This window comes from Corynebacterium sp. TAE3-ERU16 (assembly GCF_019209935.1).
Lineage (GTDB): Bacteria > Actinomycetota > Actinomycetes > Mycobacteriales > Mycobacteriaceae > Corynebacterium > Corynebacterium antarcticum.
Genome location: NZ_JAHUTN010000001.1, coordinates 386,474 through 413,369, shown reverse-complemented (window position 1 = coordinate 413,369; position 26,896 = coordinate 386,474). Strand labels below are relative to the sequence as shown.

The following is a 26,896-nucleotide window of genomic DNA, read 5'->3' as shown; positions in this document are numbered from 1 at the left end:
AGTCCAGCCGGCCGGTCACTCGCCGGCGTCGACCGCCCGGTTGCGCAGCGCCCGCTCGACCCTGTCCCGGCCCTCGGCGACGACGCGCTTCAGGCCCGCCGGGTGATCACCGTCGAGGAACGCGCCGGCACGCGCGACGCCCTCGCCGGTGATGTCCCAGGACGGGTAGATCCCGTTGAGCGCGGCCAGCGCCATCTCCGGGGTGGCGGTGCGCCAGAAGCCGGGCGCCAGCTCGAAGTAGGCCTCGTTGAACTGCCGGAGGTTCGGCGCGGCGCCGGCCCAGGTCAGTCCCTCGATCTTGTGCCGGACGGCGAGGTTCGACAGACCGGAGTGCGGATCGGTGACCTCGTCGAAGATCTCCTTCTTCCGCTCCGGGGTGTTCACCGCGGCGTGCGCGGCCCACGCCCACTTCTGGCTGTCGGAGGAGGAGTCGCGGGCGAGTTCCGCCTCGATGGCGGCCTCCGGGTCCGCGATCTGCCCGGCGGCGATGAGTGCGGTCAGTGCCCGCCAACGCAGGTCGTTGTCCACCTCGAGGCCGTCGATGGGGGAGACCCCGTCGCGGAGCCGCGTGAATAAATCGATCTGCTCGGTAGTGTCGGTGCCCAGCTTCCGGCGGGACAGCACCTGCAGGAACGTCAGCTGTGCGTCCGAACCGGGCTCGGCCTTCCGTGCGCCGTCGAGGAGGGCGTCCGCGAGCAGCGCTCGCCCGGTCTCCTCCGCCCAGGTCGGGTCGGCGTAGTTCGCCAGGGCGCTCGACGCCTGGGTGAGAATCCGCTCGAGGACGGCGATCTCCGTCTCCGCGGAGGCTCCGCGGGCCACCAGCCGGATGAAGTCGCGGGCCCGCATGCGTCCGTCGCGGACCATCTCCCAGGTCGCGGACCAGCACAGTGTGCGTGGCATCGGGTCCTCGATGCGGTCGATGTTGTGCACGACGAAGTCGAGGGAATCGGCGTCCAACCGGGTCAGGCAGTACGTGAGGTCATCGTCGTTGACCAGGACGAGATCGGCGCGCTCGGTACCGATGAGATCCGGGATCTCCGTGAATTCGCCCGAGACGTCCAGCTCGACGCGCTTCACGCGTCGGACCACCCCGTCGGTGAGCGAGTACAGGCCCACTGCCACGCGGTGGTCGCGCAGTTCCCCGGCGCCCGGTTCCGCACCGTGCTGGCGGACACCGAAGGAGACGTACCTGTCACCCGACACCTCGAACTCGGCGGCGAGCGTGTTCACGCCCGTCGTCTTCAGCCACTGGTCCGCCCAGTCGGACAGGTCGCGGCCCGAGGCCTCCTCGAGGGCCCGGAGCAGATCGTCGAAGGTCGCGTTGCCGTAGGCGTGCGTGGCGAAGTGCCGGCGGACACCCGCGAAGAACTCCTCTCGACCGACGTAGGCGGCGAGCTGCTTCAGCACACTCGCGCCCTTGGCGTAGGTGATGCCGTCGAAGTTCTGCTCCACCGTCTCGATGTCGCCGGCGTCCGTGGTGATCGGGTGCGTCGACGGCAGCTGGTCCTGGCTGTACGCCCAGGACTTCTCGATGTTCGCGAACGTCACCCACGCGGTGTCGTATTCCGTGGCCTCGGCCTGGCTGATCGCCGCGGACCAGGTGGCGAAGGACTCGTTGAGCCACAGGTCGTCCCACCAGCGCATGGTCACCAGGTCGCCGAACCACATGTGCGCCAGCTCGTGGAGGACGGTGTCGCAGCGGCGCTCGTAGCGGTAGCGGTTCACCTTGGAGGTGAACACGTACTCGTCACGGTGGGTGACGCAGCCGGCGTTCTCCATCGCGCCCATGTTGAACTCGGGCACGAAGACCTGGTCGTACTTGTGGAAGGGGTAGGCCATGCCGAAGTTCGCGTGGTAGAAGTCGAAGCCCTGCCTGGTCTCGGTGAACAGGCGTTCGGCGTCGAGACTGTCCGCGACGGACTTCCGGCAGTAGATGCCCATAGGTACGGTCAGTTCGTGCGGCTGGCCCGCGGGGGTCTCCGGGTGGTGGGTGAGCTCGCCGGTCCACTCGCTGCGCACCTCATGGTAGGGACCGACGCAGATCGCGACGAGGTAGGTCGACAGCCGGTAGTCGATGCGGGAGACGTGGGTGGCCGTCCCGTCCGGGTTATCAGTCACGGTCTGCTCCGCGTTGGAGATCACCCGCCACCCGGCGGGCGTGGTGATCGTGAGGTCGTAGGTGGCCTTGAGATCCGGCTGGTCGAAGCAGGCGAACATCCGCTTCGCGTCCGCGGTCTCGAACTGGGTGTACATGTAGACCTCGTTGTCGGCGGGGTCCACGAAGCGGTGCAGGCCCTGCCCGGTCCGGGAGTAACGGCAGTCCGCCGTGATCCGCAGCGAGTGCGCGCCGGGCTCGAGTCCGTTGAGGGCCACCCCGGCGGCCTCGTCGTAGCCGTCGTCGCCGAGAGTGACGGCGTCCGCCGTGATGTCCCCACCGTCCAGCAGCACCTCGGACACCCGGGCCGCCCGCAGATCGATGAACGTGTCGCCGGCGGTGGACACGGTGAAGTCGACGGTGGTGACCGAGGAGAACTCCTTCTCCCCGCCGGTCAGATCGAGGGCGATCCCGTAGTTGTCGACGTCGAGCATCGACGATCGGGCCTGGGCTTCCGCATGGGTGAGATTGGTCGAGGTCACGTAACCCGAACTCCTGTCTGTGTGGACTGCTGCGGTGCCGCCGACGGCGGGCCGCTCTATCAATCAGGTGGTGGACGAAAAACAGTGCACCCGCACCGCGGACGCCTCCCGGGACGGTGACACCGGATGACGGGTGTCCCCGGCCGTCGGGGGTGGCGGCGCTACACGGTCCAGGATACGGGCCGTGCGGGCAACCGGGCGTGCGTGGGCCGGAAAAGCACCTATCCTGGGCGGCACGACCCGACGCGCCGGGTTCCCGGAGGGAACACCGGCCGACAGAACCCGAGAGAGAGAAGGTAGCCCGTGAGTCAACCCCTGAAGTTCTGGTTCGATGTCACCTGCCCGTACGCGTGGATCACGTCACGTTGGGTCACGGAGGTGGAGAAGGTCCGCGACGTGGACGTCACCTGGATCCCGATGAGCCTCGGCGTCCTCAACGAGGGTCGCGATGAGCTTCCGGAGCAGTACCGGAGGATGATGACGACGACGTGGGCGCCGGCGCGCGTGTTCGCCCGGGTCGCCACCGAGCACCCGGACAAGGTCGGGGAGCTCTACACCGCACTCGGGACGAGGATCCACGATGAGGGGCGGGGTGAGGAGCTCAGGGAGAGCGCCGGTGACGGCGACGTCTCCGACGCACTGATCCCCCTCGTACGGGAGGCACTCGTGGAGGTCGGGCTCGACGGTGACCTGGCCGACACCGGAACCGGCACCGACTGGGATGACGCACTGCGCGGGTTCCACCAGCAGGCGATGGACGCCGTCGGCGACGAGGTCGGTACCCCGGTCGTGGAGGTCGCCGGAACCGCCTTCTTCGGGCCGGTGCTGACCCGCATCCCCCGTGGAGAGGACGCCGGAAAGGTGTTCGACGGCGCCGTGGCCCTCGCCGGCTACCCGCACTTCTTCGAGCTCAAGCGCTCGCGGACGGAACGTCCCGAGTTCGACTGACCCGGCGGAGGGTCGCCGGCTGGGTCAGGCGCCCAGTCGCCGCGCCCGCGTCCACGCCTCCGGGACGTACGCGCAGGTCGGATCCGACGCGAGGTAGTCGTGGGTCATCGCGTACGCCGTGGAGCGGGAACCGCCGCACACCCCGTGGAACTCGCAGACGCTGCACTTGCCGTGCCAGTTGTCCGGGTCGCGGAGTGCGGTGAACACCGGCGAGCGGGAGTAGATCTCGGAAAACGGCGTCTCGGTGACGTTCCCGCAGTGCACGGGCAGGAAGCCCGAGGGGTAGACGTCGCCGATGTGGTCGACGAAGGCGAATCCCGATCCGGAGTTCACGGCCATCGGGGGCCGTGGGCGGCGGGGATGCTCGGGATGTGCCCCGAGCAGGCGGGTCGTCTCCCCGGTGAGCGTGCGGTAGAGCTCGCCGCCCCGGTACGGGGTATCGGCGCGCTCCCGCTGGAGCACCACCCGGCGGTACTGCGGGGCCTCCGTCGTCTTGATCGCGATCCGGTCGGAGACGTCGGCCAACCAGTTGAGCACGTCCTCCCGCTCGTCCGGGTCCAGGCAGTTCAGCCGTGCGCCGCGTCCGGTCGGGACGAGGAAGAACGTGTACCACATCTTCGCGCCCATCCCGATGACGGTCTTCAGCAGGGCGGGCGCCTCGTGGATGTTCGAGCGCGTGAGCGTCGAGTTGATCTGCAGCCGGAACCCTACGTCGAGGATCTCCGGGGCCATCGAGAGTGTCGCGTCGAACGTTCCGGGGAATCCGCGGAAGGCGTCGTGGGTCTCGGCGGTCGCGCCGTCCAGTGACATCGACATCGCCTTGCCGCCGGCCGCCCGCAGCTCCTCCAACCGGGCCCTGGTCAGCTTCGGGGTGACCGAGGGGGAGAGGGAGATCGACAGCCCGCGTTCGGTGCCGTACCGGACCAGGTCCACGAGATCGTCGCGTTCGAAGGGATCCCCGCCGGTGAGCACGACGAGCGGGTGCGGGCGGTCGTAGGCGGCGAGCTGGTCGAGCAGTTCGAATCCCTGCCGCGTGGTGAGCTGCCGGGGGTCGGCCCTGGTCTGTGCGTCCGCGCGGCAGTGACGGCAGACGAGCTGACAGGCGCGGGTCACCTCCCAGATGACGATGAACGGCTTCGCACCGATGTCATGGCGGATCATCCGGACGCTGGGATGGGTGTGGGACACGGTTCCGCGGGCTCCTTCCGGACGGGTGTTCACTCCCTATGACGCTAGCCCCGGACGTGGCGAAAAGCAGCTCGACAGGGGGCGCTATGCGACATCTCACGTCCCTGGGTTTCGTCTCCGGGCGGCGGGTCCCTCCCCGGCGCCCGCCGGGTTACACTTGTCGCATGCGCGTTTACCTCGGAGCGGACCACGCAGGGTTCGAAATGAAGAATGTCATCGTCCAACATCTCAGCGACGCCGGACACGAGGTGATCGACTGCGGCGCCCACACCTACGACGCCGAAGACGATTACCCCGCGTTCTGCATCGAGGCCGCCTCCCGGACGGTCAACGATCCGGGTTCCCTCGGCATCGTGCTCGGGGGGTCGGGCAACGGTGAGCAGATCGCCGCGAACAAGGTCAGGGGTGCCCGTTGCGCCCTCGCCTGGTCCGAGGAGACCGCCCGCCTGGCCCGCGAGCACAACAACGCCCAGCTGATCGGGATCGGCGGCCGGATGCACTCGAAGGAGGAGGTGCTCGCGATCGTCGACGCCTTCCTGGATCAGGAGTGGAGCGAGGCCGAGCGTCACCAGCGCCGGATCGACATCCTCGCCGACTACGAGAAGACGGGCATCGCCCCGGCACTGCCCGAGGCCTGATCCTCCTGATCATCCCTCACGTACAGTGAGCGGGCCCCGACCGGTCACCGGTCGGGGCCCGCTTCACGTCCGGTCCCCGGGTCTCCGGGCCCCCTGCGTCAGAAGTCGAAGTCCATTGCGCCGCCGTCGCCACCGAAGAAACCGTCGCCACCGAAGAAGCCTCCGTCATCCCCACCGGCACCCGGGTCCGCGTCGAGATTCTGTCCGGCGTCGCCGGCGGACCCGTCCGGTGCGTCCGCCCCGGCGTCACCGTAGCCCTGCTCGAAGTCCTGGGGTCCGTAGTGGACGCCGGACATGCCGCCGAAGAGCATGGAGAACATCATCACGGATCCGGCGGTCCACATGCCGGTGCGCAGGGCGCCGGCCCACCACGGCTCGGAGTACCAGCCGGCGGGTACAGGGCGGCCGGCGACCATGCCACCCGGGTGGTAGTTCGGGGTCTCCGGTGACGCCGTGGGAGAGGCGGTGATCTGCTTTCCCTCGTGGTCGATGGTGCGCTGCTCGGTCACGGACCCTGCACGCCGCTGGCCCTCGAGGGGTGGCAGCTCCGGGCCGGCGGGCATACCCATGATCTCCCGGGCCGCGTTCACGTAGTGGAGTCCCTCCAGCGCGGACTCGCGGGCGAGCTCAGCCTGGCGCACCGTCTGTGCGGTGCTGATCTGGCCGGAAGCGGCGTTGTAGCGCTCGGAGGCGTCGGCGAGCGCCTGCGTCGAGGCGGTGTCACTGCCGCTCAGGCTGAGGACCTGCGATCCGAGCCGCTCGATCCACCGGCGTGCGTCCGCCACCGCGTCGTCGAGTTCCGCGCCGGCGGAGCGACGTCCCCCGGTGGACCCGTTCCTCGACAGCAGGAGAACGACTCCGAGGATGACGACGGCGATCAGGAGCAGAGGGAGAATATTCATCGGCGACCTTCGTGTACGACGGCGGGGTGGAGTTCGGCAGGGCTCGGGGCGGCGGTTGCGGGCCACGACTCTGCTCTGCACGGACAACGCCTGATCGGCCCCGGAGGTTCCCGGGGGCCCTCCGCAAGAAAAACCCCGCAGCACACGGTCGTGTGCTGCGGGGTTGCTGCGGGTTCAGGTTCAGGGGGTGGGCCCACCGGTCGAAGAGCGGTGTGGGGTGGTTCAGGCTTCGGAGTTCTCGGGTGACTTGACGGACTTGCGGCCGTTCTTGCGTTCTTCGACCCACTCGTGGATGGTCTGCGAATCCCAGAGGGTCAGTCCGTGCATCTTGGCGACGGGCTTGGGGGCACGTCCGCGCCCGGCGTAGCTGGTGAAGGTACCGCGCGCAGTCCCGGAAAACTTGGCGCACTCGATGGCAGTCCAGAGCTCTCTGCCGGAGTCGGAGTCAATGATCTTAGGTTGCATGTCGGCCACGATACGGCAGGTAGCTAACGGAGTCCTGAGAAAAATGTGGGCTGAAGAATGTTCGTCGACGTACCTGTTTCATCGGCGAAAAACCGTCGCCGAAACCTACATTTGAGAGGCGTCAAAACGACGGCGTCCCGTTTCCGGGTCGCCATACTGTCCCATCAGTGTCGATGGCCAGTTAGGTCCACCCCCGAAAGTGTTTTTAATTGCAAATATATAAAAACGAAAGGGTAGGCTATCCAGATATGTCGGGAGTGTGCTGCTTATAAAAGAATAAGATCGTTACGCTTATTTCTTCACAACTTTTTCTGAAAGCGGTGAATATCGAGGGTTCGAACGTGCGAGTGAAGCGTTCGGATGGGCGGATCGCCCACTTTTGGGGCTGTGTCCGACACTTCCGGGGGTGCTGGATTCCGCCTGCGATCTCCGGTGTGAACGGGATGTGTGGTGGGTCCCGTGTGCGGCACCGTCGCGGGATCCGGACGTTTCCCGTGTCCCGGTCGTGTGTCGCGGTCGGGAGCCGGCCGTCACCGCGGCATTTCTCATCTGTCCCGGGTTGGGCTAGAATGTTCATCACCGCCGTTCCGTACCGGTGAAAACGGTCGCGGGTCAGTGGAACTGGGAACGTCGTATAGTGGCTAATACCTCAGCCTTCCAAGCTGAAGACGCGGGTTCGATTCCCGTCGTTCCCTCCAAGCAGAAACACCCCTCTACCAGCGCAAATGCGAGGTAGGGGGGTGTTTTCAGTCTGCGGTCCCGGTGCGTACACCAGCTGAAACACTAGCTCCCACATCCGACGGCGAAACGCCCCCGGGCACGGTCCCGGCCGGGCTAATATCCCGTTGAGAACGAGATCTTCACCCAGCCGTCGCCGCCGCGTTCACCCGGGGTGCCCGAAGCACCCGGGCCCGATGTGCCGTACGAGCCGCCGTCACCGCCGCCGTTGTAGCCGGCGGGCGGCTTGAGGTCCTGGCCTTTATCGACGATCCCGGGGAGCAGCTCACTCACGTTCGGGAAGTAGGTGATGTCTCCTGTTCTGTCGCCTTGCCCGGTCCCGCCAGCACCGCCTTCCTCGCGTTTAGTCTGTATCGCAGCTCCGCTCGATTCGCGGAACGTGACGGTGGTGGCTCCACCCGGTTTACCCGGGTTTGGGTCGTTGGATATGCGGCTAGTACCAGGCCCACCTTCCCCACCTGCGCCAACATCGATAGTGACTTTAGCGGTTCTGCTAATAATCGCCGGGTCGGCTTCCTTCCATAGTGACGCTTTCCCAGGTTTGCCCGCCCCGCAGTTAATGTCCTGGAAATGATTGTTTCCGCCCGCACCGCCGCCACCTCCAGCGAAAATCACGTAGTCGATCCGTTCGACCCATTCCGGGACCGCGAGTGTGTGGGCCCCAGTAGTGCTGTAAACATGAACCTCAAACCGCCGCGACGAGAAAACACGAACACCGTCCACCCACACCTCACGGATATTCTCGCCGTCCTTGATGATCTGCTTAATCTTCTTCCCGTCGACGATAATCACGGTCAGCTCCCCTTAACGAAATAGATAATTCCCGGCTGCGTCGCCTGATCCGCGCTATCAACCACTTTTGTTCTAGAAACATCCTGCGTTCGATCATCGACGTACTTCTTCGTCGCCGCATGACTCCCAGCAGTCGGCGCCCCAATCTCGATATGCCCGTCACTATGGCGAACCACAACCGTCTCGCCCGCGTTGTAGTACGACATTCCCGTAACCTGCTCCGGGACATCAGAAAGATCCGTGAAACTCGTCGCCCGAATCTCCTTCTTCACCCACTTACTGTTTACGGCGCTGCCATCAGTATTCGGAGTATCCGAGACAAGGATGCTCCCGGCCGCATTCCGGGATACCACCGTCCCCTGCGCACCGTCCGCAGCGTCAGAAAGCAACGCCTTCTGGACGTAGTTATTCAGCTGCCCCTCGTATAAACGCTGGTTCAGCATTTTCAGGTTCACGGCTTCGTTCTGCGCCGTAGCATCAGCGACCTGCAGCGCACCAGTGCTTGTGCGAACCGCGACGGTGCTGGACTCAGGGGTAACTCTTGCCTTAGATACGCCGTCGGGAAACCCGATAATGTCATTGAAAATATGCTTATGGTTCGCAACCGAATAAATGTTGTCCGGTGGCAGCGAAACAAGCCGCATTCCCGCAATTAGGGTATTCTGCTCACTTTTTTCACCAGAAGGGTGATTGAAAAATATCCCCTTAAACCGGACTGCCGTGACCTTTCTATTAAACCGCAGAATGGTTGATACCCGCGTCCACTCAGTCGGGACATCATATTTGTTGAAAATATATCTATCTCCGTACCTGCCGATCGCTCCCGAAGCGATGGCGTTTTCTCCCGCTCTATCCCTAAGCTCAAGATAGAAGATTGTTCCTTCGACTGGAGCCTTAATCCAACACTCGAAGTAGTATGGAGTGCCAGAAGATATCTCCATATACTCCGGGTAAATCGTGGACGTTTCGTGCCCGCCGTAAGATCTCTGCAGGTCAGTGGCCGGTGGAACTTCGTCGCTTTCTTCCAGTCCTTCGGCCCAAACCGGGCGCCCGTTGAAAGTCGGGATCATGTTCCCCGAGCCAGTGGCAGCAATCTCCCGCTTCAAATCCTCTTTCGATGCTTTCGAGTCCAACTCCGACGTGACCCCAGCTGCCAGATGCCGACGCTCCACCGAGCGCGCCTTCATCCCAGTCTCAGCCACAGACTGAGCCATCTCCGCAAACGACTCAGCCTCATCACGGAACGTCGACGTCTCATCCCGCAGCACCCGCACCTTACTCTCGGCGCCCTGGATCTCCGACACCAGCCCAGACGCCGCCTCACGATCACCAGCCGCAGCCGTAGCCGACTCAGTAGCAGACGCAGCCGCCGACCTAGCCTCATTACGTGCAGTCTCCGCAGACGACGACAAGCCCCGCACCTGCGCCAGATACCCATTCGTCGTGTCCCTAGCCCCACGTGCCTCGTCCCGGAACGCCTTGCCCTGAGACTCCAACGTCGTCAAATTGTCCCGCAGATCCTTGTAGTCCTGCGACAAAGGCAGGGTCATAAACCCCTCCGTGTTGTCGAACTCGGCCCACACGCGCCCCGAACCACGAACATCGTCATCATCAACGAACCGGCCCTCAAAACGACCACTGAAATTACTACTATCAGCCATTATCAATCCCATTCAGTTCAGTCGGAATAGGCCGCAAATCGACCCCCGGGTATTTAGCTTTGATGTCCTTTTGGAGGAGGTTTATATGCTGCATCGCCATAACGAGACGCTTATTCGATGTGGTTAAACGACGCTTCAAATCATCAACCGTCTCATTCAAACTGCCCATATCCCGGGACATTCCCTCGTACTCATCCCTGAGCTTCGACAAACCATCCCGTAATTCCAGCGCTTCACGGCGAAACTCGTCAGCGCGAGCGTCCGCAAGTTTCAGATTCGATTCCATCCGCTCGTTCAAATCAAACGCGGCCTGGGTGTAGATCTTCGATTCCTCGCCCTTGTGGTGCTCCCGGGACTGCAGCCAGCCCCAGAACCCGGCGAGGAGCGCCACAACAATCGAGGACAGCGTCGTCGCTGTCGTGCTATCCATACAGACCCCTCATCCTCGACGGGAGGAGACTCGAGAACACCGTCGTCATCGCCGCCATACCCGCCATCGCCAGGTAACACACGGCCGACCCGAAGGCGTCCGGGATCACCAAACCGACGGTGACGTATCCGACGCCCCAGATGAACGACAGCCCGCCGACAAGCCCAGTACCCCACCTGAATAAACGCTGTGAAAAAGTACCGGCGAGACAGATCGCTCCGGCGAAGATCCATACCGCCACCCATGCCCAATCGGGCAGGACGTGAGCAATGAATTCGATATGCAGCGCAATCGGGTACCCCAATGCGAACCACAGGCCAGCCTTCGACAGGGCGAACAACGCCAACACGACGGCGCCGATCCGCCGGCCCTTGTCTGCGCGCTCCACCCATATCGTCGGGCTGGTCATGGTCTACGCCCTCCGACGGCGGTTGAACTCGCGAACCGCGTCCTCGAGGTTCCGGGTCGCTTCGATGGCATCATCCACGAGATCCAACCCAGACGACTTTTCGGCCCGGTGTTCAGTCTCATGGAGCTTGTCGACCACGTCGGCGCGGGCCTCGTTGATCTTGCTGATCTGGGACGCAGACCAGCCGTTACGGGTGTTCTTCACACCGAACACAGTTCCGATGAACCCGACGATCAGAACCGCAGTCTGCACCCGCGGATCAGCACCGAGGGGTGAGGATGCGGCCCACGCCGCGAGAGTGGTGAGCAGACCGACGATAGCGGTCACCGTGTTCGCGTTCTCGCGGAACCACGACTGCTTCTGGACCTGCTGGTGGAGCCACACACCGGTCCAGTCGATGACAGGACTGGACGGCGCGCGGTGACGGGGGAGGGGAGCGGTCATGTTAGTTCTCCTTCAGGTTGAGGTGGTTGCAGAGCGCCGACAGTCGGGCGCCGAGCTCGCGGAGCGCCTGCTCCTGCTCAGCGACACGCTTGAGCAGCGCCTCCGTGTTCGCGCGGGCCACAAACGAGTGGGCATCCGCGTTCAGCAGCGCGTCGATGGGGCGCATCGTGACGGTGGACCCGGGCACACGCGACGTGTACCGGGTCCCGATGGAATCGAACTGTTCGGTCATCTTCTTCTTGATCTCCTGCATGAACGGCGGATGGTCGATGTACTGCTGGATCTTGAACCGGAACGTCGGCATATGGATCCCGCCCGGGTCCCACTTCCCCTGGTCGGCGCCCGCCCACTCCTTGTGGCCGATCACCGCATCTGCGGACAGCCCGAGGTACCAGCAGATCGCGGCACACGTCCGGTAGTAGGCGTCGAGCTGCTCCTCCGGCCACGGCGACGTGCCGTCCGACTGCGCCTCGATACCGATAGACACCGCGTTCGCGTTATCCCGCGGCCACCCCGGCCAATGCCCCCGGCCCGCGTGGTAGGCGATCCCGACGCCGACGATGGTCGCCAGGCCATCCCGCGCCAGGTGGATCTGCGAGCACAGCCCGAGCTGAGGGTGCCGGGCGATGTAACTCGCCGGCGTCCCATTCGATCCCGTGTGGTGCGCGACGACGCCAATGATCCGCCCGAAATCCCCATGCCCACGATCCCGAGCGGCCTCAAACTCCACCGCCCGGACACCGAACAGGGTCAGAACGTCGCGGAGAAACAGGGGATCGCCCCGGTGCTGAGGGTTCGGCGCAATCGCCATGTGAACTCCCTGGTCAAATGTGGTGTGCGGGGTTTCCCCCGCCTGGACACCAGCACGATCCCACACACCGGGCTGCGGTCAGTTCCCCTCCTCCTCGCTGGTGCCCGACTCCAACGCAGCCAGACGCGCCCTGATCTCCTCAATCGACGCGCCCGTCTGCTTGCTCACGATCTCCGCGAGCTCCTCGTTAGACATGGACACCGACGGCGCGACGGCATCCTTCTCCGCCTGCCGCTGCACCTCGCGGACACGGGTCACCAGCCGGTCAATCGGCGTCATCGCGTCAAACCGGCGCCCGAACAGCGGAGTGATCATCGTCGGCTGGTCCGCGGAGAACGTCAGCTCCCACCCCGAGATCACCTCGGACAGCTGGGCACCCCTATCCGTGATCGTGACTCGGTCGCCGATCCTCCACCCGAACCGGCGCACACCATCCACGATCTCGTCCCGCCCGAACGGCTGGTACAGAGACGGTGCCGACGTAATCGAAAGTGTGATCGAACCCTGGATGTCCGCCCACTGGTGTTCCAGCTGGTTCGCCGTGTCTGCGGACCACGCCCCCGATCCGACTGAGGCGTACTTCTCCCGGTAGTAGAACGGGCCCGCGTACCGTGGGTTGATCGTCGCAGCGACCCGCGAATACGCCGTGGAGGAGTCCGTGAGCGTGTTGTGCCGGCGAACATCAATGTCCATATGCTCGAACCCCTCACCGCGGCGTGTGGCGGCCCCAACCGCAGGGGAGCCCCTGCCCTCCAACTCGCCAAGCGTGTACGTCCCACGCTCACCGGCCCTGGCCTCAGGAGACAGCCGAGAATCCTCCCCGGCCTTGATCTGGTTCACCACCCACTGATCCCACTTCGTGCCGGCGATCAACTCCGCGGCCTCCGGCGCGCTGTGTGTCGTCTCGTACTCAGCGATACCACCACCCGGCGCCGTCGAGAACACCACCTCGCGCCGGTCCCGCGTCGGCCGGATCCACACCATGATCCCCGGGACACCCCGCTCCATCACCCGCAGATCCGACTCACGCTTCGCCGACTCCTCGAGGAAATCCAGACGTGACGCAATGACAATCATCTGCCCCGACCGCCATACGAACAGATGATCGAGAGGATGCAAGCTGTTCAGGTCGAACATCGTGAACGGCTCCAACTCGCCGTGCTTCAACCGCAGGACCTTTCCCCGCTCTACCGCCTTACGGGCAGCCGCGAGTTCCCCTTCACTCTTTCCCCACGTCCCCGGCGGATACTCAGACACGAACTGCCGGAAGTACCGGAACCGCGAATCCCGCAGATGGGCTACTAGGTCGGCGTTGTCGGCGACCCGGTGAGCCGTCCGCCCGTAGTCCACCGGCTCCTCACTAGATTCCTCGGCCTCGTCGCCTTCACCGGGCTCCTCCCCAGCCTCGGCCGCCACTGCAGCGGCCCCGCCCATGCCGTCCGAGTAGTCCGGGTCCGCGAACACCTGCCACGCGATGCCCTTACGCTCCTCCGGCAGTGAACGCCCAACGATGTCCATCGCGCCCATCCCGTAGTCGTACAGTGCCGGGTACAGCTGAGTCCGAGGATCCACAGACACCCGAGAATCCGATCCACCATCTCCACGCGACCACCAGCTATCGGTAAACGTGCGGTGCAGCTCAGACGTCTCACGCACACCACCCATAGCGAGCACCGGGCCCTCACCCGGCAACGGCTCACCCGGCAGCCGGACCCGAACCTCCGCCCACACATCGGACCGATCCACGTACTCCTGCAGCAGTGACGCGACCGTGTCCTCCGGGCGGGCCTCCACCTCAATGTCCGGGCCGTCCGTCTCAACGATCAGGTACACCGGCAGGCCAGTACGGGCCGCGCCAGACGTGACGAAGTCCGTGACCGCCGCACCCAGCGTGCCCTTGTACACCAGCCCCGGGCCCTGCTCATCCGCGGCGGTATCCGGGTCCTGGGCCAACATCCGGTGCAGATGCTTGTCGTCCGACGAGATGAACAACTGCCACTGGCCCGACGTCTGAGTCGCGTTCTTCTTCGCGTTCGTGACCTGCCCTGTCCACACCTCACCACGGAACGTCATCGTCACCGGGATCGGGCGGGTCGCCACGTTCTGCCACAGAATGTCCTGCTCACCTGTGCCGACCGTGACCTCGCCCTTGTCGATCTCCATGTCCCCGCGCCGCTGGAACCGAGCGTCGACGACGTTCTGGATGGGCGTCCACGACACGAGGTCAGGGGACCACACCCGCAGATCTACGGATTCATCTACCATGCGTGACTCAGCTCCGGGGAAAACTCGATGCTGTACGTGCCGCCAGCGCCAGATGCGTTACCCAGCACCGTCGCCTCGCCACGGCGTTTACCAGTCCGCGACGAGCCCTCCACCTGCAGCGGGTGAGGCCAGAACTCGACGCGCTGCAGCTTCGTCGCCACCAGCTCTCCATCACTACCGGTTTTCTCGTACAAGGCCCGCTTAGACGGATCAGAGTCCATCACCCACCCGTGCTCACTCGCCGGCAGCGGCTGCTTCTGGTTCTCCGGGTGGATACCCAGCGCCCCGGACGCGATGGGCCCGCTCATCGTGATCTGTGGCCACACATCCTGGTCGCCGTCCACCGGGAAATGCACGGTCTGTTCCTCCCCAGATTCCCACTCCCCGGCGATCACCTCACGGAACCGCGACCACAGTGGCCGACCCGCAGTCAGGATCACGTCGATACGGGTGAGGAGACTGTCCGACGGGATCTGCCCAGTGAAATCAACGTTCGACACACCAGTCGGGAGAACATCGATCCACCGCCACCCCCAGTACGTCGAGCACGCGATCAACTTCACAGGCCGGGACCCATCACCCAACGCGACCTGCAGGTTCCGGACGTGCTGCCGACAGTTCGGGCCCTTCGCCTGCAGCTTCAACACGATCTGCATGGGGTCACGCCCAATCCCGCGGTGACGCGACCCCACCGAACCGAACGCCTTATCCCACTGGTGGTTCACCGAACCCATCGTCAACGCTGACGGTATATCCAACAGTGTCAGCCCATCCCTGCAGTGCTCCCGACCCCGAAGAATCGGGATCTTCTGGCCCTCTAAACCCTCAATCGTGAGCCGGTTACCCGGCCCGTACTTTCTAGCCATGCGATCTACCTCTCTAGCTGCGGGCGAGGAGCGCCGAATCAAGATCCCGATTCAACGTCTCCGCCTCTCTACGGATGTACTCACTGTCACCGGCGAGCGTCACCGGCCCGTTGAACTGCGTCCCAACCGCAGTCGAAGGCTTGTTCGACTCCGATATGGCCCGCAACGTCGCCGCGATGTTGTCCACCTGGCGGCGGATCGCATCAGACGTCCTGGCAGACTCGATCTGCGCCCGTGCCCCAGCGACCTCCGGCGCCTCAGGCCCCCGCTTCAACACCGACGACAACCCCGGGGAACCCGCCCACGATGCGCCGAGCTCAGCGAACCGCGGATCCGCGCCACCGAACCCGTCCGCAGCGTTGAACAACTGGGGCCCCTCCCACCCCTGCCCGCCGAAGTGCATCACCACCGGCGTCTGCACCCCACCGACACCACCGACGAGCTGCTTCACCCGGTTCTCGCCCTGCTCCGCGGTCTTGAGCTGCTGCTCAGTCAGATCAACGAGCCGCTTCAACAGCTCCTCCCGCTCCCGAGTCGACGTCGATGTCGACAGCTGGAACTTGAGCATCTCGATCTCGGCCTTCTTCTGCCGCTCGTCCAGCTCAGCGAGACGCTTGCTCTTCTCCCGCTCCGCGGCCTCCGTGACCTGAGACATCATCGCCCCACGGATCTCCCACGGCGCCTTACCGGCGGCCTCGCCGGCCTTCACGAACTCCGCGACCTGCTGCGGCGTTGCACCGTTCTGTGCGGCCCACGCCGCTGCAAGACCACCAGCCGCCAAACCGAGCCCAGAAAGCACGACCGTCGCCTTTTCGTCAGGCGACGCATTGTCCCACTCCTCCTTCGCCTGATCCTTATTCGCGTGGATACGTGCCGCGCCAGTAGCCAACTGCGCGACACCCGACAGACCAGCGACGATAGCTTGTGCGATACCGATACCACCCGCGATAGCAGTCGCCGGGTTCGCCAACATCCCCGCGGCCGCCAATCCAGATCCCAGCGCCCCGAGAATTGTCGCGCCACCACCGATGACCTCACCGCCACCGGTCGTCACCTGCTGCAGGGCGCTCATCTGTGAGCCCGCAAGACCACCTTGAGCCGCGGCCACAGCTTGCGTCGAAACCGCCAACCGGTCCGCCTCGATCTGGGCGATCTCCTCCGCGAACGCGAGCTCCTTCGCGGCGCGCGCCACCTCCATCTCGTTCAAGAACTGGTTTTGCGCCCGCTGCGCACGAGCCAGCTCCACACGAGCCTCCAACGTCGCGAGCTCCCGCGTCGTCACCACCTGATCAGACTGCGCAGATCCCGCCCGCTGCGTCTGAGCCGCGGCCCTCTCCCGCGCCCGCGCGAGCTCCCACTCGGCGTCCGACACAGCCATGTCATCGTCGAACTTCGACCGCGCGGCCTGGCGCTGAGCGTCCAACGACTTCCGAATCGCAGACTCGATGTTCAACTGCGACTGGACCGCCGCGTGCTCCGCATCCAGACGGGCCCTCATCAACGCCTGCTGCCGCTCAGCGACAGCGTTCACGGCACCCATAGCGTCAGCGACACCGGACAGAGCCGACGCCACAGCCTTACCCACCGTCTCGATGGCCTTGAACGGAGCTACCTGCAGCGCCCGCACATACTCCTCGTGGGCGCGCTTCTGCTCCTCGATGGCCCGCACCTCACTCTGCCGCGCCTTGTCCAGATTCTCCTGCGCGTCGATCACACGCTCCGCGGCCTTCTTCGCCTTCTCCGGGGCCTGCTCCATCAGCTCGTCGAGCTTCTTCTTCGCCCGCTCGATCTGCTCCGGCGTCGCCCCCGGATCCTCCACTATCCGCGCAAGATCGGCGCGGGCCTCCTCGATCTTCCTGGCGTACTCGGCGTCAACCTCCGACGCGGCCTTCCGAGCCTCCATGAGGTTCTTCTCGGCCTCCGTGCGGGCCTCAGTCGCATCGGCCACCGACTCCTGGGCCTTACCCCACGCGTTGAAAGCGTTAACCGTCTCCTCCGAGACAGTGAAGAACACCTCTGCCCGGCCGAGGTTCAGGCCGCCGAGAGCACCACCGACACCACCAACAGAGCCACTCCCGGGCAGGACACTCGCCCGCGTAGACGGATTCGAGATCGCCGCGGCCATCCCCTCCACCGACAACGGCTCAAACGAGCGGCCACCGCCACGGGACCGGGATCCTCCACCGGACACACCCGGGGTCCCCTCAATCACCGAGCCACCGGAACCCGACACCATCACGCCCGAGTCATCCCCGCCCAGGGGCCGGTGCATGTGGTTCGTGAACTGCGGATCCTCAGCACCCGTCGCGGGCCCACCGATCGTCAGGCCACCACCGGTACCACCACCGGATTCGACGTTCACCCCGCCGATGGTCATCGCGGCGTGCCCGTTCACCCCGCCCTTGTGCCACCAGCCCACGTTCAGATCATCCGGGCCACCCAGCCCCTGCACGAACCCACGCTCGGACAAGAACGCCGCCATGTTCGCGGTCGCACCACGGCCATCCAACGGGTCCCGGCCGTCAGCGGCGTTCGCAGCCAGCGACACCGCACCGGTACAGTCCGTTCCAGCAGGGGACCAACCACCCAGAATGTACGGCGTACCATTCCACGGCCCGATGGCATCCAACACCCGATCACGACCGGCGACACCACCATCCGCCAACGCCGGCAACTCCCGGGACAGCGCACGCATGATCTCCGCCGGGCCCCCAGTGTTGATCGCACCCAGCGTCCGGTCATACTGCGCAGAACGGCGGTCATTGATCACCCACTCTCCACGGTTCACCCGCGCCGTCGGCATCCCGTACTGATCCACGCCGAGGATCCCATCAACCCTCTCAGTACCCGGCCCGGACACAGGCAGACGGCCACCCGATGCGTAGCCACCCACCCGGCCACCGGACTCGTGCGAGAACACCCGCTTAACCCGCTCCACGATGGACAGCGTGATCGTCCCCGTACGGTTCAGGAACCGCTGCGCCAGGTTCGTGTCAATCTTCGAGCGCACCTCGGCCGAGTTGTCCCGAATAACGATCTGCCCATCCGGCAGAGTCGTCGTGCGGATCCCCAGCTGGTCCAGAGCCGAGATCACGTCGCCCGTGTTGTCGGACACGACGATGTCGCCCTGCGGCAGACCAGCCGTCGTCGCCCCGAGGTCCTTGAGCTTCTGCATCACATCCGGCGCGTTATCCGAGATGTAGATAGTGCCGTCCGGCATCCGCTGGTACTCGACCTCGAGCTCCCGGATCGCCTTCCACGACTCCTCAGTGTCCGCGAGGAGCTTGATCGTCCCCGGCGGCATGTGCGTCGCCTGGATCTCCGCCTCGTTCAGCTTCGCGACCGCCTCAGCCGTATCAGCGTCGAGGTTCAGGATGTTCGGCGACCTCGTCAGGTCCCGGACCTCGTTGTCCAGCGCATCGATGACCAGCTCCGCGGCCTTCGAGTCCGCCTCGAAAATGATCCGGCCCTTGGAGTCCACCAGCTCTGTCTTCTTGAGCCCGAGTTCCTCCAACTTCGGCTTGAGGCTCTCGACGTCCGACGCGTCGATGTGCAGCTGGTGCTTCTCCGTGTCGATGTTCCCCAGCCCGAGGTGAACCTCGTCGAGAAGCCGCTTCGCCTCCTCGAGGCTCTGCGTCTCGAACTGCGTCAGGATCCGGTCAGGGATCAGCCCGTACATCGACGACAGCAGCTCGATCTGCTCCTGCGTCATACCAGCCGCCTCGGCCTGCTCACGGAACGCCTTGATCTGGCCCTCCGCCGCGTCCGACGCGATGTGCAGCGCCTCAAGCTGCGAATGCCCGGTCTTGATCGCCGTGTCGTACGCCGCCGCGGAAACCTCGTACAACGAATCACGGACTTCGAGCATCTGCGCGTGGAGTTTCCGGCCCCCCTCCGTCGTCTGGTCAAAGAACCCAGTCGTCATGTCGAGCGAGTTGATCCCGCCGGCGGCCTTCGCCAGGCCCTCAATCGCCTCGGCGGCCTCACCCAGATACGACTGCAGCTGCAGCTCCGGGTCCGCAGTGAGGGACAGCATCGTGTCCCGCATCTGCTTGATCGCCTTGTCGGCGCCCTTCGACTGGTCCTCCAGTGCGCCGAGGGCATCGTTCAGGACACCGTGCCCAGCGGCGGCCTTGTCCGCGGCATCACCAGCGTTCTCTTGCTCCCTAGCAAGCTGCTTGGCGGTATTTGCGGCCTCCTCCGCGGTTTGCATCCCCTCGGCCATAGACCCGTGCAACCGGTCAAGGGCATCGCGCTGCGCAACAGCCTTACGCGCCAGCTCCACGCGGGCATTCTGTTCCTTGTCCCACCCCTTACCGTGGAGGTCCTGGATCTCCATCAACGCTTGGTTCGGCTCGATCAGATCCGTCAACGCCTGCCGCAGCTGCTCATACGCGCCCGGGGCACCCATCACGGCCTCCGTCGCCTCCTTGAGGCTCACGGTGCCGTCCTCGACCACCTGATTCAGCTCCGACTGCTGGACCGCGGCGATGGCCTTCTCGCGGATAGCGGCGGTGATCTCCCCGTTCGACGACTTGAACGCCTCCGCCCAGTCGCGGGTAGCGGCGGCGGCCTCCTGCTCCCGCTGCTTCGCCTCCTGGACGTGGTTCATCCACGCCCCGAGTGCGAGGGTCGCTCCGGTGATCGCCAGGCCCCACGGGCCACCCAGCGCAGCCACGAGCCCACCGGCGGCGGACTTCAACCCGTTCGCACCGGCAGCGGCGACACCCGCGGCGGCACCCAAACCACGGGCGGTACCAGCGGCATGCCCGTTCGTCGTGGCCCACATCTCCACTCCGACAGACGCACGCCGGAACGCGTCATCCATCCGGGACAGGGCCGGCGACTGGGCGACCACACCACCCAGCAGGGCACCGTGAGCGGTGAGCGCAGCGTTCGACGCCTGCAGCTCAGCAGCCGACAGCTTTACCGACGCGCGGTAGGCGTCCACGGCGGCGGTTGCCTTCGTGACGTGCCCCTTCACCCCTCCAATGTCCGAGTTGAACGCGGACTGGGCGATCTTCGCGGCCACCAACGCGAGCGCTATGTTACGGATCGGTCCCGGCACCGACCCGAACACCGTCACCAGACCGCCGACGCTATCCGTGAGGACGTTGATCCCGTCAGTCATGTCCCCGAGGATCCCGGGAAGGACCTCGAACCCAGGCTGCAGGGTGGCCGCACCGAGACGCCCGAGAGCGGCGATGGTGTTCTCCACCGAGCCGCGGAACGTGTTACCCATCTCCAACGCGGCGCCGCCCATAGCGCCGGCCATCGCGTCCCGGAAGATCTCGAACGAGATCTGCCCGTCCTCCGACATCTTCCGCGCCTCAGCCGCGGTCACCCCGAGGTGATCGGCGACCATCTGCAGGACCGGCACACCACGCGAAAGCAGCTGCATCAGGTCGTCGCCCTGCAGCTTGCCGCGCGCGGCGACCGAGTTGAAGATCAGGCCCATGTCGCTCATCTGCGTCCCGGCGATAGCCGACGTGTCCGCGATGGTCTTGAGCGTCTTGGACAGGTCATCGCCGGGCTTGATACCGGACGCCACGGCAGACGCCGCGGTGGACACCGCGTCACCCAGCCCGTACGCGGTGCCCTTCACCGACGCGAGGGAATCGGCCATGATCGCCGAGATGGACTCCGCGTCATGCCCGAGGCCGCGGAGCTTCGCCTGAGACGTGTCGATGGACTCGAGCCGCCCCAGGCCCTTGAGGAACGTCGTCAACCCGAGGCCGCCGATACCCAGCGCCGGGCCGAGCTGCTTCATCGTGTTCGCCAGCCCACCCAGGCCGGAGGACCCCGCGGCCCGCGACGATGATTCCCGCAGCTTCTCGAGATTCGACGACGCCCGCTGAGCCTCCGCAGACAGTTCGCGCAGGTGAACGGCCTCACCGGCCGGGACCTTGATCCCACCGGCGGCAGCCCCAGCCCGGCCCATGTAGGTCACCAGCTCACGGGTGGCCTCCGTCGCGGCGACAGTGTCGCGAGTCAGCCCCGACGGGCCCTTGATCCCGCCAGCCGCGGCACCGGCACGCCCGAGTTCGGTGCCCAGCTTCGACGCGGAGCGGGCCGCATCATCCAGCTCACGGCGCCCCGCCGGTGTGACGTCGATCTTCGTGTTCTCGACCTTCGCGGCGGCCTTCTCCGCGGACTTGAGCGACGCCTCCACGCCCTTGATACCGGTGTCGAAACCGCTCGTGTCCGCGTCGATCTTGACGTTCAGTGTTCCGAGATCGAGTGCGGCCATGCGGGGCTCCTAGCTAGAGAGAGAGATCAGGTGTAGATGTGTCGCAGTATCCGAGGGAGCGGGAGAGATTCGACGGACGCCCGAGGAGATGCACGACGCGGGTTTCCAGCCATCGCCACGACCGCTCATCGAGGACCCCCGATTCGACGTCGACGCCGTACACCTCGTGAAGGTCACACTCGACGTCATTCCAGTGGGTGAGGATGTCCGCCCACGTAGGGACGTCCGGGCCCTGTTCCTCCGGTTCGTTCCACCAGTCGCGGATCCCGAGATCCGGGTGCCAGGGCCCACCACCGGGGTCCTCGGGGAAGTACGCCCCGGGGCGGGGGTCGTACCAGCCGGCGGCGGGGTCATAGATCAGTCCGTCTCGGCGTCGGGATCCGTCTCCTCCTTCGGCGTCTCCTCCGTCGGTGTCTGGGACTCCATCACTTTTCCCAGGTCGAGAACGCCGTCCTTGTAGTACTGCTCCGCCGGCTCCGGGCCGATCCACGCGTGGATGAACACCGTCATCACGACGCGGCGGAGTTCCGCGTAGGAGGCACCGGCCTTGATCAGATCACCCGCAACACCACCGGTGATCTCCCCGGTCTCCGTGTTGTAGCGGCCACCCATCAGATCGACAGCGATCTCCCACTGGCGGGACGCCGGCATGCCCGCCGCGAGTTCATTCTGGATGGCGGCCTGCGCGCGCAGACCAGCGGCGGCGGTGGGGCAGACGTCGTACTTCTTCCGTCCGACAGTGAACGACAGATCAGACTTGTCGACGAGTTTCGTGAGCTCGGGAAATGCGGTCACAGTGGGGTCCTCCGGTAAGGGGTTAGGGGGTATGGCACCCGGAGATTCCCACGAACCGCCCCGCGGTCAGTTTGAGCACGCGAAAGCCCCCACCCAGGGAGTCGGGTAGGGGCTAGTCGGAGGCGGATAGAGGATCTTTCGTCAACTAAGTGTGTTTTTTACTGACTGGATAAACCTCGTGATTTGGGTCGTACCAGAGCACGCGGAAAGTTTCCCCTGACCGAAATCCCCAGAGGCGGCGTTTCCCGCTCAACCTAAATCTGAAAAGTCGCTCTTCGTTTGCAGGTAGCTCACGTAGCCTGTCTTGAGCAGACGGACTCAAGTCTGTGATTGGATGGTCATGGTTGCGTCGGTGTCTGCCGGCTATTTCGGTCTCACACTGTCCCCATGTCTTTTTGCTTACTTCTTCCAAGAACTTGAGGAGTTCAACCGTTTCGGAGGCTTCTAGCTTCCACCTCCGCCCGTCTGAGGTGTTGCCTGAATCAATGTCGATTTCTCGTGCCGTCCATTGCACCTTCTTGTCACGGTAGGAACCGGAATTAGTGGCTTCCCTCGGAACCCCTTTTTTATCTGAAGGGGCATTTACTTTTGGAGGGTGTTTTCCGCCCGCGTTGTTTTTTTGCTTTGCGAGCTTCTTTTCAGCTCTACTTTTCCTCCCCATTACTACATGGGGGAAGCGGACTGCATCGCGCTGTAGAAGTCTTGCATGACTTCTTGGCTGACTTCGTTGGTTGATGGGTCCCCATTGGGAATGTCTCCGCGTGCATCCCGCCAAGGCCTCTCACTATGCGACAGGTCACTCAGCTGCTGGCCGCTGAGGTGCCCGTAAGCATCCAGTACCGCGTCGATGGTTTCTCTCTCATCACTAGTGAGGCGATTCGAGTCGCCGTCGAACATATCGACATCAGCTGTGAACTGCCTGCGGTGCTGACGGTAAAGTTCGCGTGTGACCGGCCCATTCGCCCATGCCTCAATACGCTCATGGAATAGGGGCCTTTCGTCCCATACCAAGCTCCATGCCTGGGAGTAGTACACGAGCTTCTGGAGCTTCATGGTGCTCACTGGGACATCTTGGCGTTCTAGTATGTACCTTGCTACATCATTGACTTGTGCCATGCCTGCTCCTTCCACTCATGTCGGCATGGACTCCTACAGTCCACTACGTATCTCTAATTATCCATGTCTTACGTGAGTATTGCTAGCTCGACACTCCGGTCACGCCCCGATGGCGGATTGGCTGCTTCACGACCTGCGATGACCGTACCCCTTGCTAGAAGGGGGTAGACGGCAGGGGCCACCCGCCAAGGTCCCCCGGGGCGGGGACAATGCCGGGATACGGGCATACTGGCCACATAGGATCAGCCAAAATGAAAGAGGTACAGGAAAATGAGCTCGAGGTTTGCTCGCGGAGCTCTGGCACTAGGTGCGGTGGCCCTGATAGCTGGCGGATGTTCGGCGGACGATAGCCAGAAAACGGAAGTACCAGCACCGGAACGGGATACCCGTCAGGATGCAGCGATAGCGAAGCTATCTGGCGAGGGAGTGACTATCGATGCCTCGAGTTTGGAGAAGGTCTCCGGGGTTCTTTGTGATTCCGCCCGTTCAGGAGCTAGCCGAAACCAGTTAGTTACGGCAGTTGTACACGGCATCGGAAACGGTGATCTTGCTTCTGATAAGGCTGGTGCTATTGCGGATGTGTCTATCGAATATAAGTGCCCAGAAGTTGTGGTGCCAGATACGGGTGCCGCGGAAGAAAGTGGCTCACCAGCAGTTACTTCACCGGAGGTAGCGGCTAGTTCTGATTCTTCTTTTACCGATGGAACTTACTTGGTTGGCACTGAGATAGAACCTGGTACGTACCGGGCAGTCGATGCTTCTGCTGCGTGTTACTGGAAGCGTCTGTCTGGTTTAGGTGGATCGATAGACGACATCATCGTCAACGGGGGGTTTGAGGATCAGCCGATTGTGGCTATTGACCCGTCTGATAAGGCGTTTTCATCTAAGCGGTGCGGTAGGTGGGTGCGTGTGGAGTAGTGCGGTGTGGACATCGGGGGGCCAATCGCTGTGAAAGTAGGATCGCCAGTATGGATGATGTAGAAAAGCAACGGTTGCTCGCTGAGGTGCGCCGAGCGAGTGAAGAATCCCGCAACGCTAAGAAGATTGTGCAGGAACGGGCTGCTGCCCGCGCGGCTGCAATCGAAGCGGCGATTGAGGCGGGGATCCGTCGTCAGGAGATCGCTGATGCTGCGGGAACGCATCGGAACTTGCTGTACAAAATCACGAAACGGAACAACACCCCCTAGTTGCAACCCTTGGGGGTTGCATAGTTTCCGGGGTGGCTGTACATTCAAACCAGTGGTGGTGGCCGCCACTACAACCAAACAAAAGAGCTCCGGCGATGCGGCAAACATCCCGGAGCGTGGACTCAACTTACGAGGAGTTGAATCATGCGTAATTCTGTCATGCCTCTAGATAGTGGGGCAACCAATCCAGCAACACCGTTCGATGGGGTCCGGCGGACCCGCGAGGACGCGACCGAGTACTGGTCCGCCCGTGAACTCATGCCCCTCATGGGCTACCCGCGCTGGAACGAGTTCAAGGTCCCGGTGACCCGGGCTATCAAGGCCGCCGAAAACCAAAGCCAGGACATCGCCAGTCTTTTCAGGGCATCGGCTGAAAAGACTGCTGGACGGCCCCGAGAGGACTTCCACCTCACCAGGTTCGCGGCCTACCTCGTGGCGATGAACGGCGACCCCAACAAGCCCGAGGTCGCGGCGGCTCAGGCGTACTTCGCAATCAAAACCCGCGAAGCCGAAACCACCATGACCCCCGAAACCATCGAGGCCACACTCTCCAACCCCGACTTCATCATCGAACTCGCCACCACCCTCAAGCACGCCCAACAACAAGCCGCGGAGAACGCCGCCCGCGCACGCAGGCTCGAACCAGCCGCCCACGCATGGACACACCTCGCCGCCGCCAACGGCGACATGTCCGTCGCAGAAACAGCCAAGATCCTATCCCGAGACCCCAACATCAACATCGGACGCGACCGACTGTTCCACCACATGCACACCCTCGGCTGGATCTTCCGCACCAAAGGCCGTCGCTCCCACTGGGAAGCACGACAAACCCAAATCGACACCGGACGCCTCGTCCACCGAGCCGGCACCACTTTCCAAAACCGCACCACCGGAGAAATGGAGCTCGGTGCCCCAACCATCCGTGTCACCGCCAAGGGCCTCGAAGCCCTACGCTGCAGCCTCACCACCAGCCCACAGCAGGAACTCGTAGCCGCAACAACCCCGGAGGTCGCACGATGAACTACCACTCAAGCATCATTCCGGTTGCACGTTTCAGGGACGAGGACCCCACCGACCCCTACGAGTGCATCACGATAGGGGAAGGGGCCACAATGGTCGATCTCACCCACGAACAGGCCATGCTCCTGGCGTTGGATCTGTTATCGGCGGTACTCACGGGAAGGAGATGTGACATGGTGGCCATCAACTAGAAGCTCACCAGAAAACCCCCTCTACCGGTGTTAAGCCGGAGGTGAGGGGGTATTTTCTAGCTGCTTGGCTAAGTGTTCGGCCCGGGGATGCTGTCCGCACTCTAGCTACACTCTCAGTATGAGAATCGTAAACCGCCGGAAGTTGAAACAGCAGAGGGACCAGTCGCGCAGGCAGCCCAGTCGGATCACCCCAGCGATGATCAAGAAAGCCGAGGCAGACAAGCAAAGAAATGCGGACATGATCAACAATCAGGAGGCTCACACTATGAGGTCTTACAAGAAGCCCCAGCGGGGGCCGCGCCGCGACCCGGGGCCAATTTCATAGGAGAATCGTTGGTGTCTAGCCCCCAGGTGACGATCAGCTCGGGGGTGCGATGCTCTTCCATCCCGCATTCTGCCCACAGGAGATCATCACGAGCGTGCACTACGCGCACCAGGTGACCCCACCTTGACCTGCGAAAAGCGGCGAACAACGCGGGTAAATATTACATGGGGGACCCCCTCGCGCTGCGGTAGACCGCAGGTGAGGGGGTATTTTAGTCGCCGGACGGGAAGGTGTCCGGCCCGGGGAACGACCCGGCGCCGGTAGAAACCGGCCCGGGGGCGGGTATCTAAGCAGCGTCAGCCGCGACCGACGCCTCCTTGTCCTTCCCCTCCTGAACCGGCTTGATCCGATTCGGGGCACACGAGGACTGCAGCGCCGCAGACCACGAACGCAGGCCGTTGACCTCACCCGAGTCATCGGTGAACACGTTGGTGCAGGTGGCCTCCCACCCTTCGTCGGTGCCGTCGGTACGCCACACACGGACGTCGACGTTTCCACCGGCTCCGAGCTCCATGCCGGTGTCCCGGATCAGCTTCTGAGACGGCTCAAGATCAGTCGCGTCACCGACGCGGGCGTACGCGCCACCAATGTTGATCGTCAGCTTGCGGGAGGTCTTGACCTGAGATTCCCAGCCGGCAGACTCCATGTCGGTGGAATCGACAGCGCTGGTTTCGACGTTCACGCTGATCTTGTTCAGACCACGAGCGAAGATCCATTCGCTGTCGTCGGCGCCGGGCTTCTTCACCTGCAGCGCCCAGTCGCGGGCGAGGGCCTTGTTCAGCTCGCAAGAGCCGGGGGGTACTGCAACTGCCATGATG

Annotated in this window: 22 protein-coding genes and 1 tRNA gene; 6 read left to right on the top strand and 17 right to left on the bottom strand. The window is 64.0% G+C overall.

Translation table 11 applies throughout. The features are described 5' to 3' along the window. Window positions 1-15 precede the first annotated feature (15 nt). The gene (gene pepN / locus KRX55_RS01860) at window positions 16-2,637 is read right to left on the bottom strand and encodes an aminopeptidase N (RefSeq protein WP_218406145.1); all 2,622 of its coding nucleotides are present in this window, start codon (window positions 2,635-2,637) and stop codon (window positions 16-18) included. A gap of 303 nt (window positions 2,638-2,940) precedes the next feature. Here pepN and KRX55_RS01855 point away from each other — a divergent pair, with 303 nt between their 5' ends. Next, entirely contained in the window at window positions 2,941-3,585 is a 645-nt protein-coding gene (locus tag KRX55_RS01855; RefSeq protein WP_218406144.1) for a mycothiol-dependent nitroreductase Rv2466c family protein, read from the top strand. Between the two features lie 24 nt (window positions 3,586-3,609). On the opposite strand, the gene KRX55_RS01850 is transcribed toward KRX55_RS01855, so the two are convergent. Further along, on the bottom strand, window positions 3,610-4,746 hold the full coding sequence (locus KRX55_RS01850) for a TIGR04053 family radical SAM/SPASM domain-containing protein (protein ID WP_218406222.1): 1,137 nt from the start codon (window positions 4,744-4,746) through the stop codon (window positions 3,610-3,612). A gap of 191 nt (window positions 4,747-4,937) precedes the next feature. Between KRX55_RS01850 and KRX55_RS01845 the strand changes: the two genes are divergently transcribed. Next, window positions 4,938-5,411, top strand: a complete 474-nt coding sequence (locus KRX55_RS01845; RefSeq protein WP_198737755.1) for a ribose-5-phosphate isomerase — start codon at window positions 4,938-4,940, stop codon at window positions 5,409-5,411. Window positions 5,412-5,509: 98 nt separating this feature from the next. Here the strand turns inward: KRX55_RS01845 and KRX55_RS01840 are convergent, their stop codons facing one another. Together KRX55_RS01840 and KRX55_RS01835 are read right to left on the bottom strand one after the other, a co-directional pair. Further along, window positions 5,510-6,307 carry a DUF1542 domain-containing protein gene (locus KRX55_RS01840; protein ID WP_218406221.1) on the bottom strand — a complete coding sequence of 266 codons (798 nt, stop codon included), beginning with the start codon at window positions 6,305-6,307 and terminating at the stop codon, window positions 5,510-5,512. Between the two features lie 228 nt (window positions 6,308-6,535). Next, complete coding sequence (locus tag KRX55_RS01835) at window positions 6,536-6,778, bottom strand: helix-turn-helix transcriptional regulator (protein ID WP_200260586.1); 243 nt, start codon at window positions 6,776-6,778, stop codon at window positions 6,536-6,538. 623 nt (window positions 6,779-7,401) lie between these two features. Between KRX55_RS01835 and KRX55_RS01830 the strand changes: the two genes are divergently transcribed. Next, window positions 7,402-7,476, top strand: a tRNA-Gly gene (locus KRX55_RS01830). A gap of 136 nt (window positions 7,477-7,612) precedes the next feature. On the opposite strand, the gene KRX55_RS01825 is transcribed toward KRX55_RS01830, so the two are convergent. The 12 genes from KRX55_RS01825 to KRX55_RS01770 form a co-directional block, all read right to left on the bottom strand. Continuing rightward, window positions 7,613-8,308, bottom strand: coding sequence for a glycine-rich domain-containing protein (locus KRX55_RS01825; protein ID WP_218406143.1), 696 nt, complete (start codon window positions 8,306-8,308; stop codon window positions 7,613-7,615). Between the two features lie 2 nt (window positions 8,309-8,310). Next, on the bottom strand, window positions 8,311-9,969 hold the full coding sequence (locus tag KRX55_RS01820) for a hypothetical protein (protein ID WP_218406142.1): 1,659 nt from the start codon (window positions 9,967-9,969) through the stop codon (window positions 8,311-8,313). Next, window positions 9,962-10,399 (bottom strand): hypothetical protein, encoded by a 438-nt coding sequence (locus tag KRX55_RS01815; RefSeq protein ID WP_218406141.1) that lies wholly within the window; start codon window positions 10,397-10,399, stop codon window positions 9,962-9,964. The genes KRX55_RS01820 and KRX55_RS01815 overlap by 8 nt, the downstream gene beginning before the upstream one ends. Further along, on the bottom strand, window positions 10,392-10,808 hold the full coding sequence (locus tag KRX55_RS01810; protein WP_218406140.1) for a hypothetical protein: 417 nt from the start codon (window positions 10,806-10,808) through the stop codon (window positions 10,392-10,394). Before KRX55_RS01810 ends, KRX55_RS01815 begins: the two co-directional genes overlap by 8 nt. Window positions 10,809-10,811: 3 nt before the next feature. Beyond that, entirely contained in the window at window positions 10,812-11,252 is a 441-nt protein-coding gene (locus KRX55_RS01805) for a hypothetical protein (RefSeq protein WP_218406139.1), read from the bottom strand. 1 nt (window position 11,253) lies between these two features. Continuing rightward, a complete protein-coding gene (locus KRX55_RS01800) occupies window positions 11,254-12,063 on the bottom strand; it encodes a peptidoglycan recognition protein family protein (RefSeq protein ID WP_255567455.1) in 810 nt (269 codons plus the stop codon). Window positions 12,064-12,141: 78 nt separating this feature from the next. Next, window positions 12,142-14,328: a hypothetical protein gene (locus KRX55_RS01795; protein ID WP_218406138.1), complete on the bottom strand. Its 2,187-nt coding sequence runs from the start codon at window positions 14,326-14,328 to the stop codon at window positions 12,142-12,144. Further along, a complete protein-coding gene (locus tag KRX55_RS01790; RefSeq protein WP_218406137.1) occupies window positions 14,322-15,194 on the bottom strand; it encodes a hypothetical protein in 873 nt (290 codons plus the stop codon). Before KRX55_RS01790 ends, KRX55_RS01795 begins: the two co-directional genes overlap by 7 nt. A 13-nt stretch (window positions 15,195-15,207) precedes the next feature. After that, the gene (locus KRX55_RS01785) at window positions 15,208-21,444 is read right to left on the bottom strand and encodes a tape measure protein (RefSeq protein ID WP_218406136.1); all 6,237 of its coding nucleotides are present in this window, start codon (window positions 21,442-21,444) and stop codon (window positions 15,208-15,210) included. A gap of 13 nt (window positions 21,445-21,457) precedes the next feature. Then, the gene (locus KRX55_RS01780; protein ID WP_218406135.1) at window positions 21,458-21,607 is read right to left on the bottom strand and encodes a hypothetical protein; all 150 of its coding nucleotides are present in this window, start codon (window positions 21,605-21,607) and stop codon (window positions 21,458-21,460) included. A gap of 194 nt (window positions 21,608-21,801) precedes the next feature. Then, complete coding sequence (locus KRX55_RS01775; protein ID WP_218406134.1) at window positions 21,802-22,239, bottom strand: DUF7426 family protein; 438 nt, start codon at window positions 22,237-22,239, stop codon at window positions 21,802-21,804. A gap of 663 nt (window positions 22,240-22,902) precedes the next feature. Next, a complete protein-coding gene (locus KRX55_RS01770) occupies window positions 22,903-23,355 on the bottom strand; it encodes a Panacea domain-containing protein (protein ID WP_218406133.1) in 453 nt (150 codons plus the stop codon). A 968-nt stretch (window positions 23,356-24,323) separates the two neighbouring features. Here KRX55_RS01770 and KRX55_RS01765 point away from each other — a divergent pair. The 3 genes from KRX55_RS01765 (at window position 24,324) to KRX55_RS01755 (ending at window position 25,753) form a co-directional block, all read left to right on the top strand. Next, window positions 24,324-24,542 (top strand): hypothetical protein, encoded by a 219-nt coding sequence (locus tag KRX55_RS01765; protein ID WP_218406132.1) that lies wholly within the window; start codon window positions 24,324-24,326, stop codon window positions 24,540-24,542. 144 nt (window positions 24,543-24,686) lie between these two features. Next, entirely contained in the window at window positions 24,687-25,562 is an 876-nt protein-coding gene (locus KRX55_RS01760; protein WP_255567454.1) for a phage antirepressor KilAC domain-containing protein, read from the top strand. After that, entirely contained in the window at window positions 25,559-25,753 is a 195-nt protein-coding gene (locus KRX55_RS01755) for a hypothetical protein (RefSeq protein ID WP_218406131.1), read from the top strand. Before KRX55_RS01760 ends, KRX55_RS01755 begins: the two co-directional genes overlap by 4 nt. 611 nt (window positions 25,754-26,364) lie before the next feature. On the opposite strand, the gene KRX55_RS01750 is transcribed toward KRX55_RS01755, so the two are convergent. Next, window positions 26,365-26,892, bottom strand: coding sequence for a phage tail tube protein (locus tag KRX55_RS01750; protein WP_218406130.1), 528 nt, complete (start codon window positions 26,890-26,892; stop codon window positions 26,365-26,367). Window positions 26,893-26,896 lie beyond the last annotated feature (4 nt).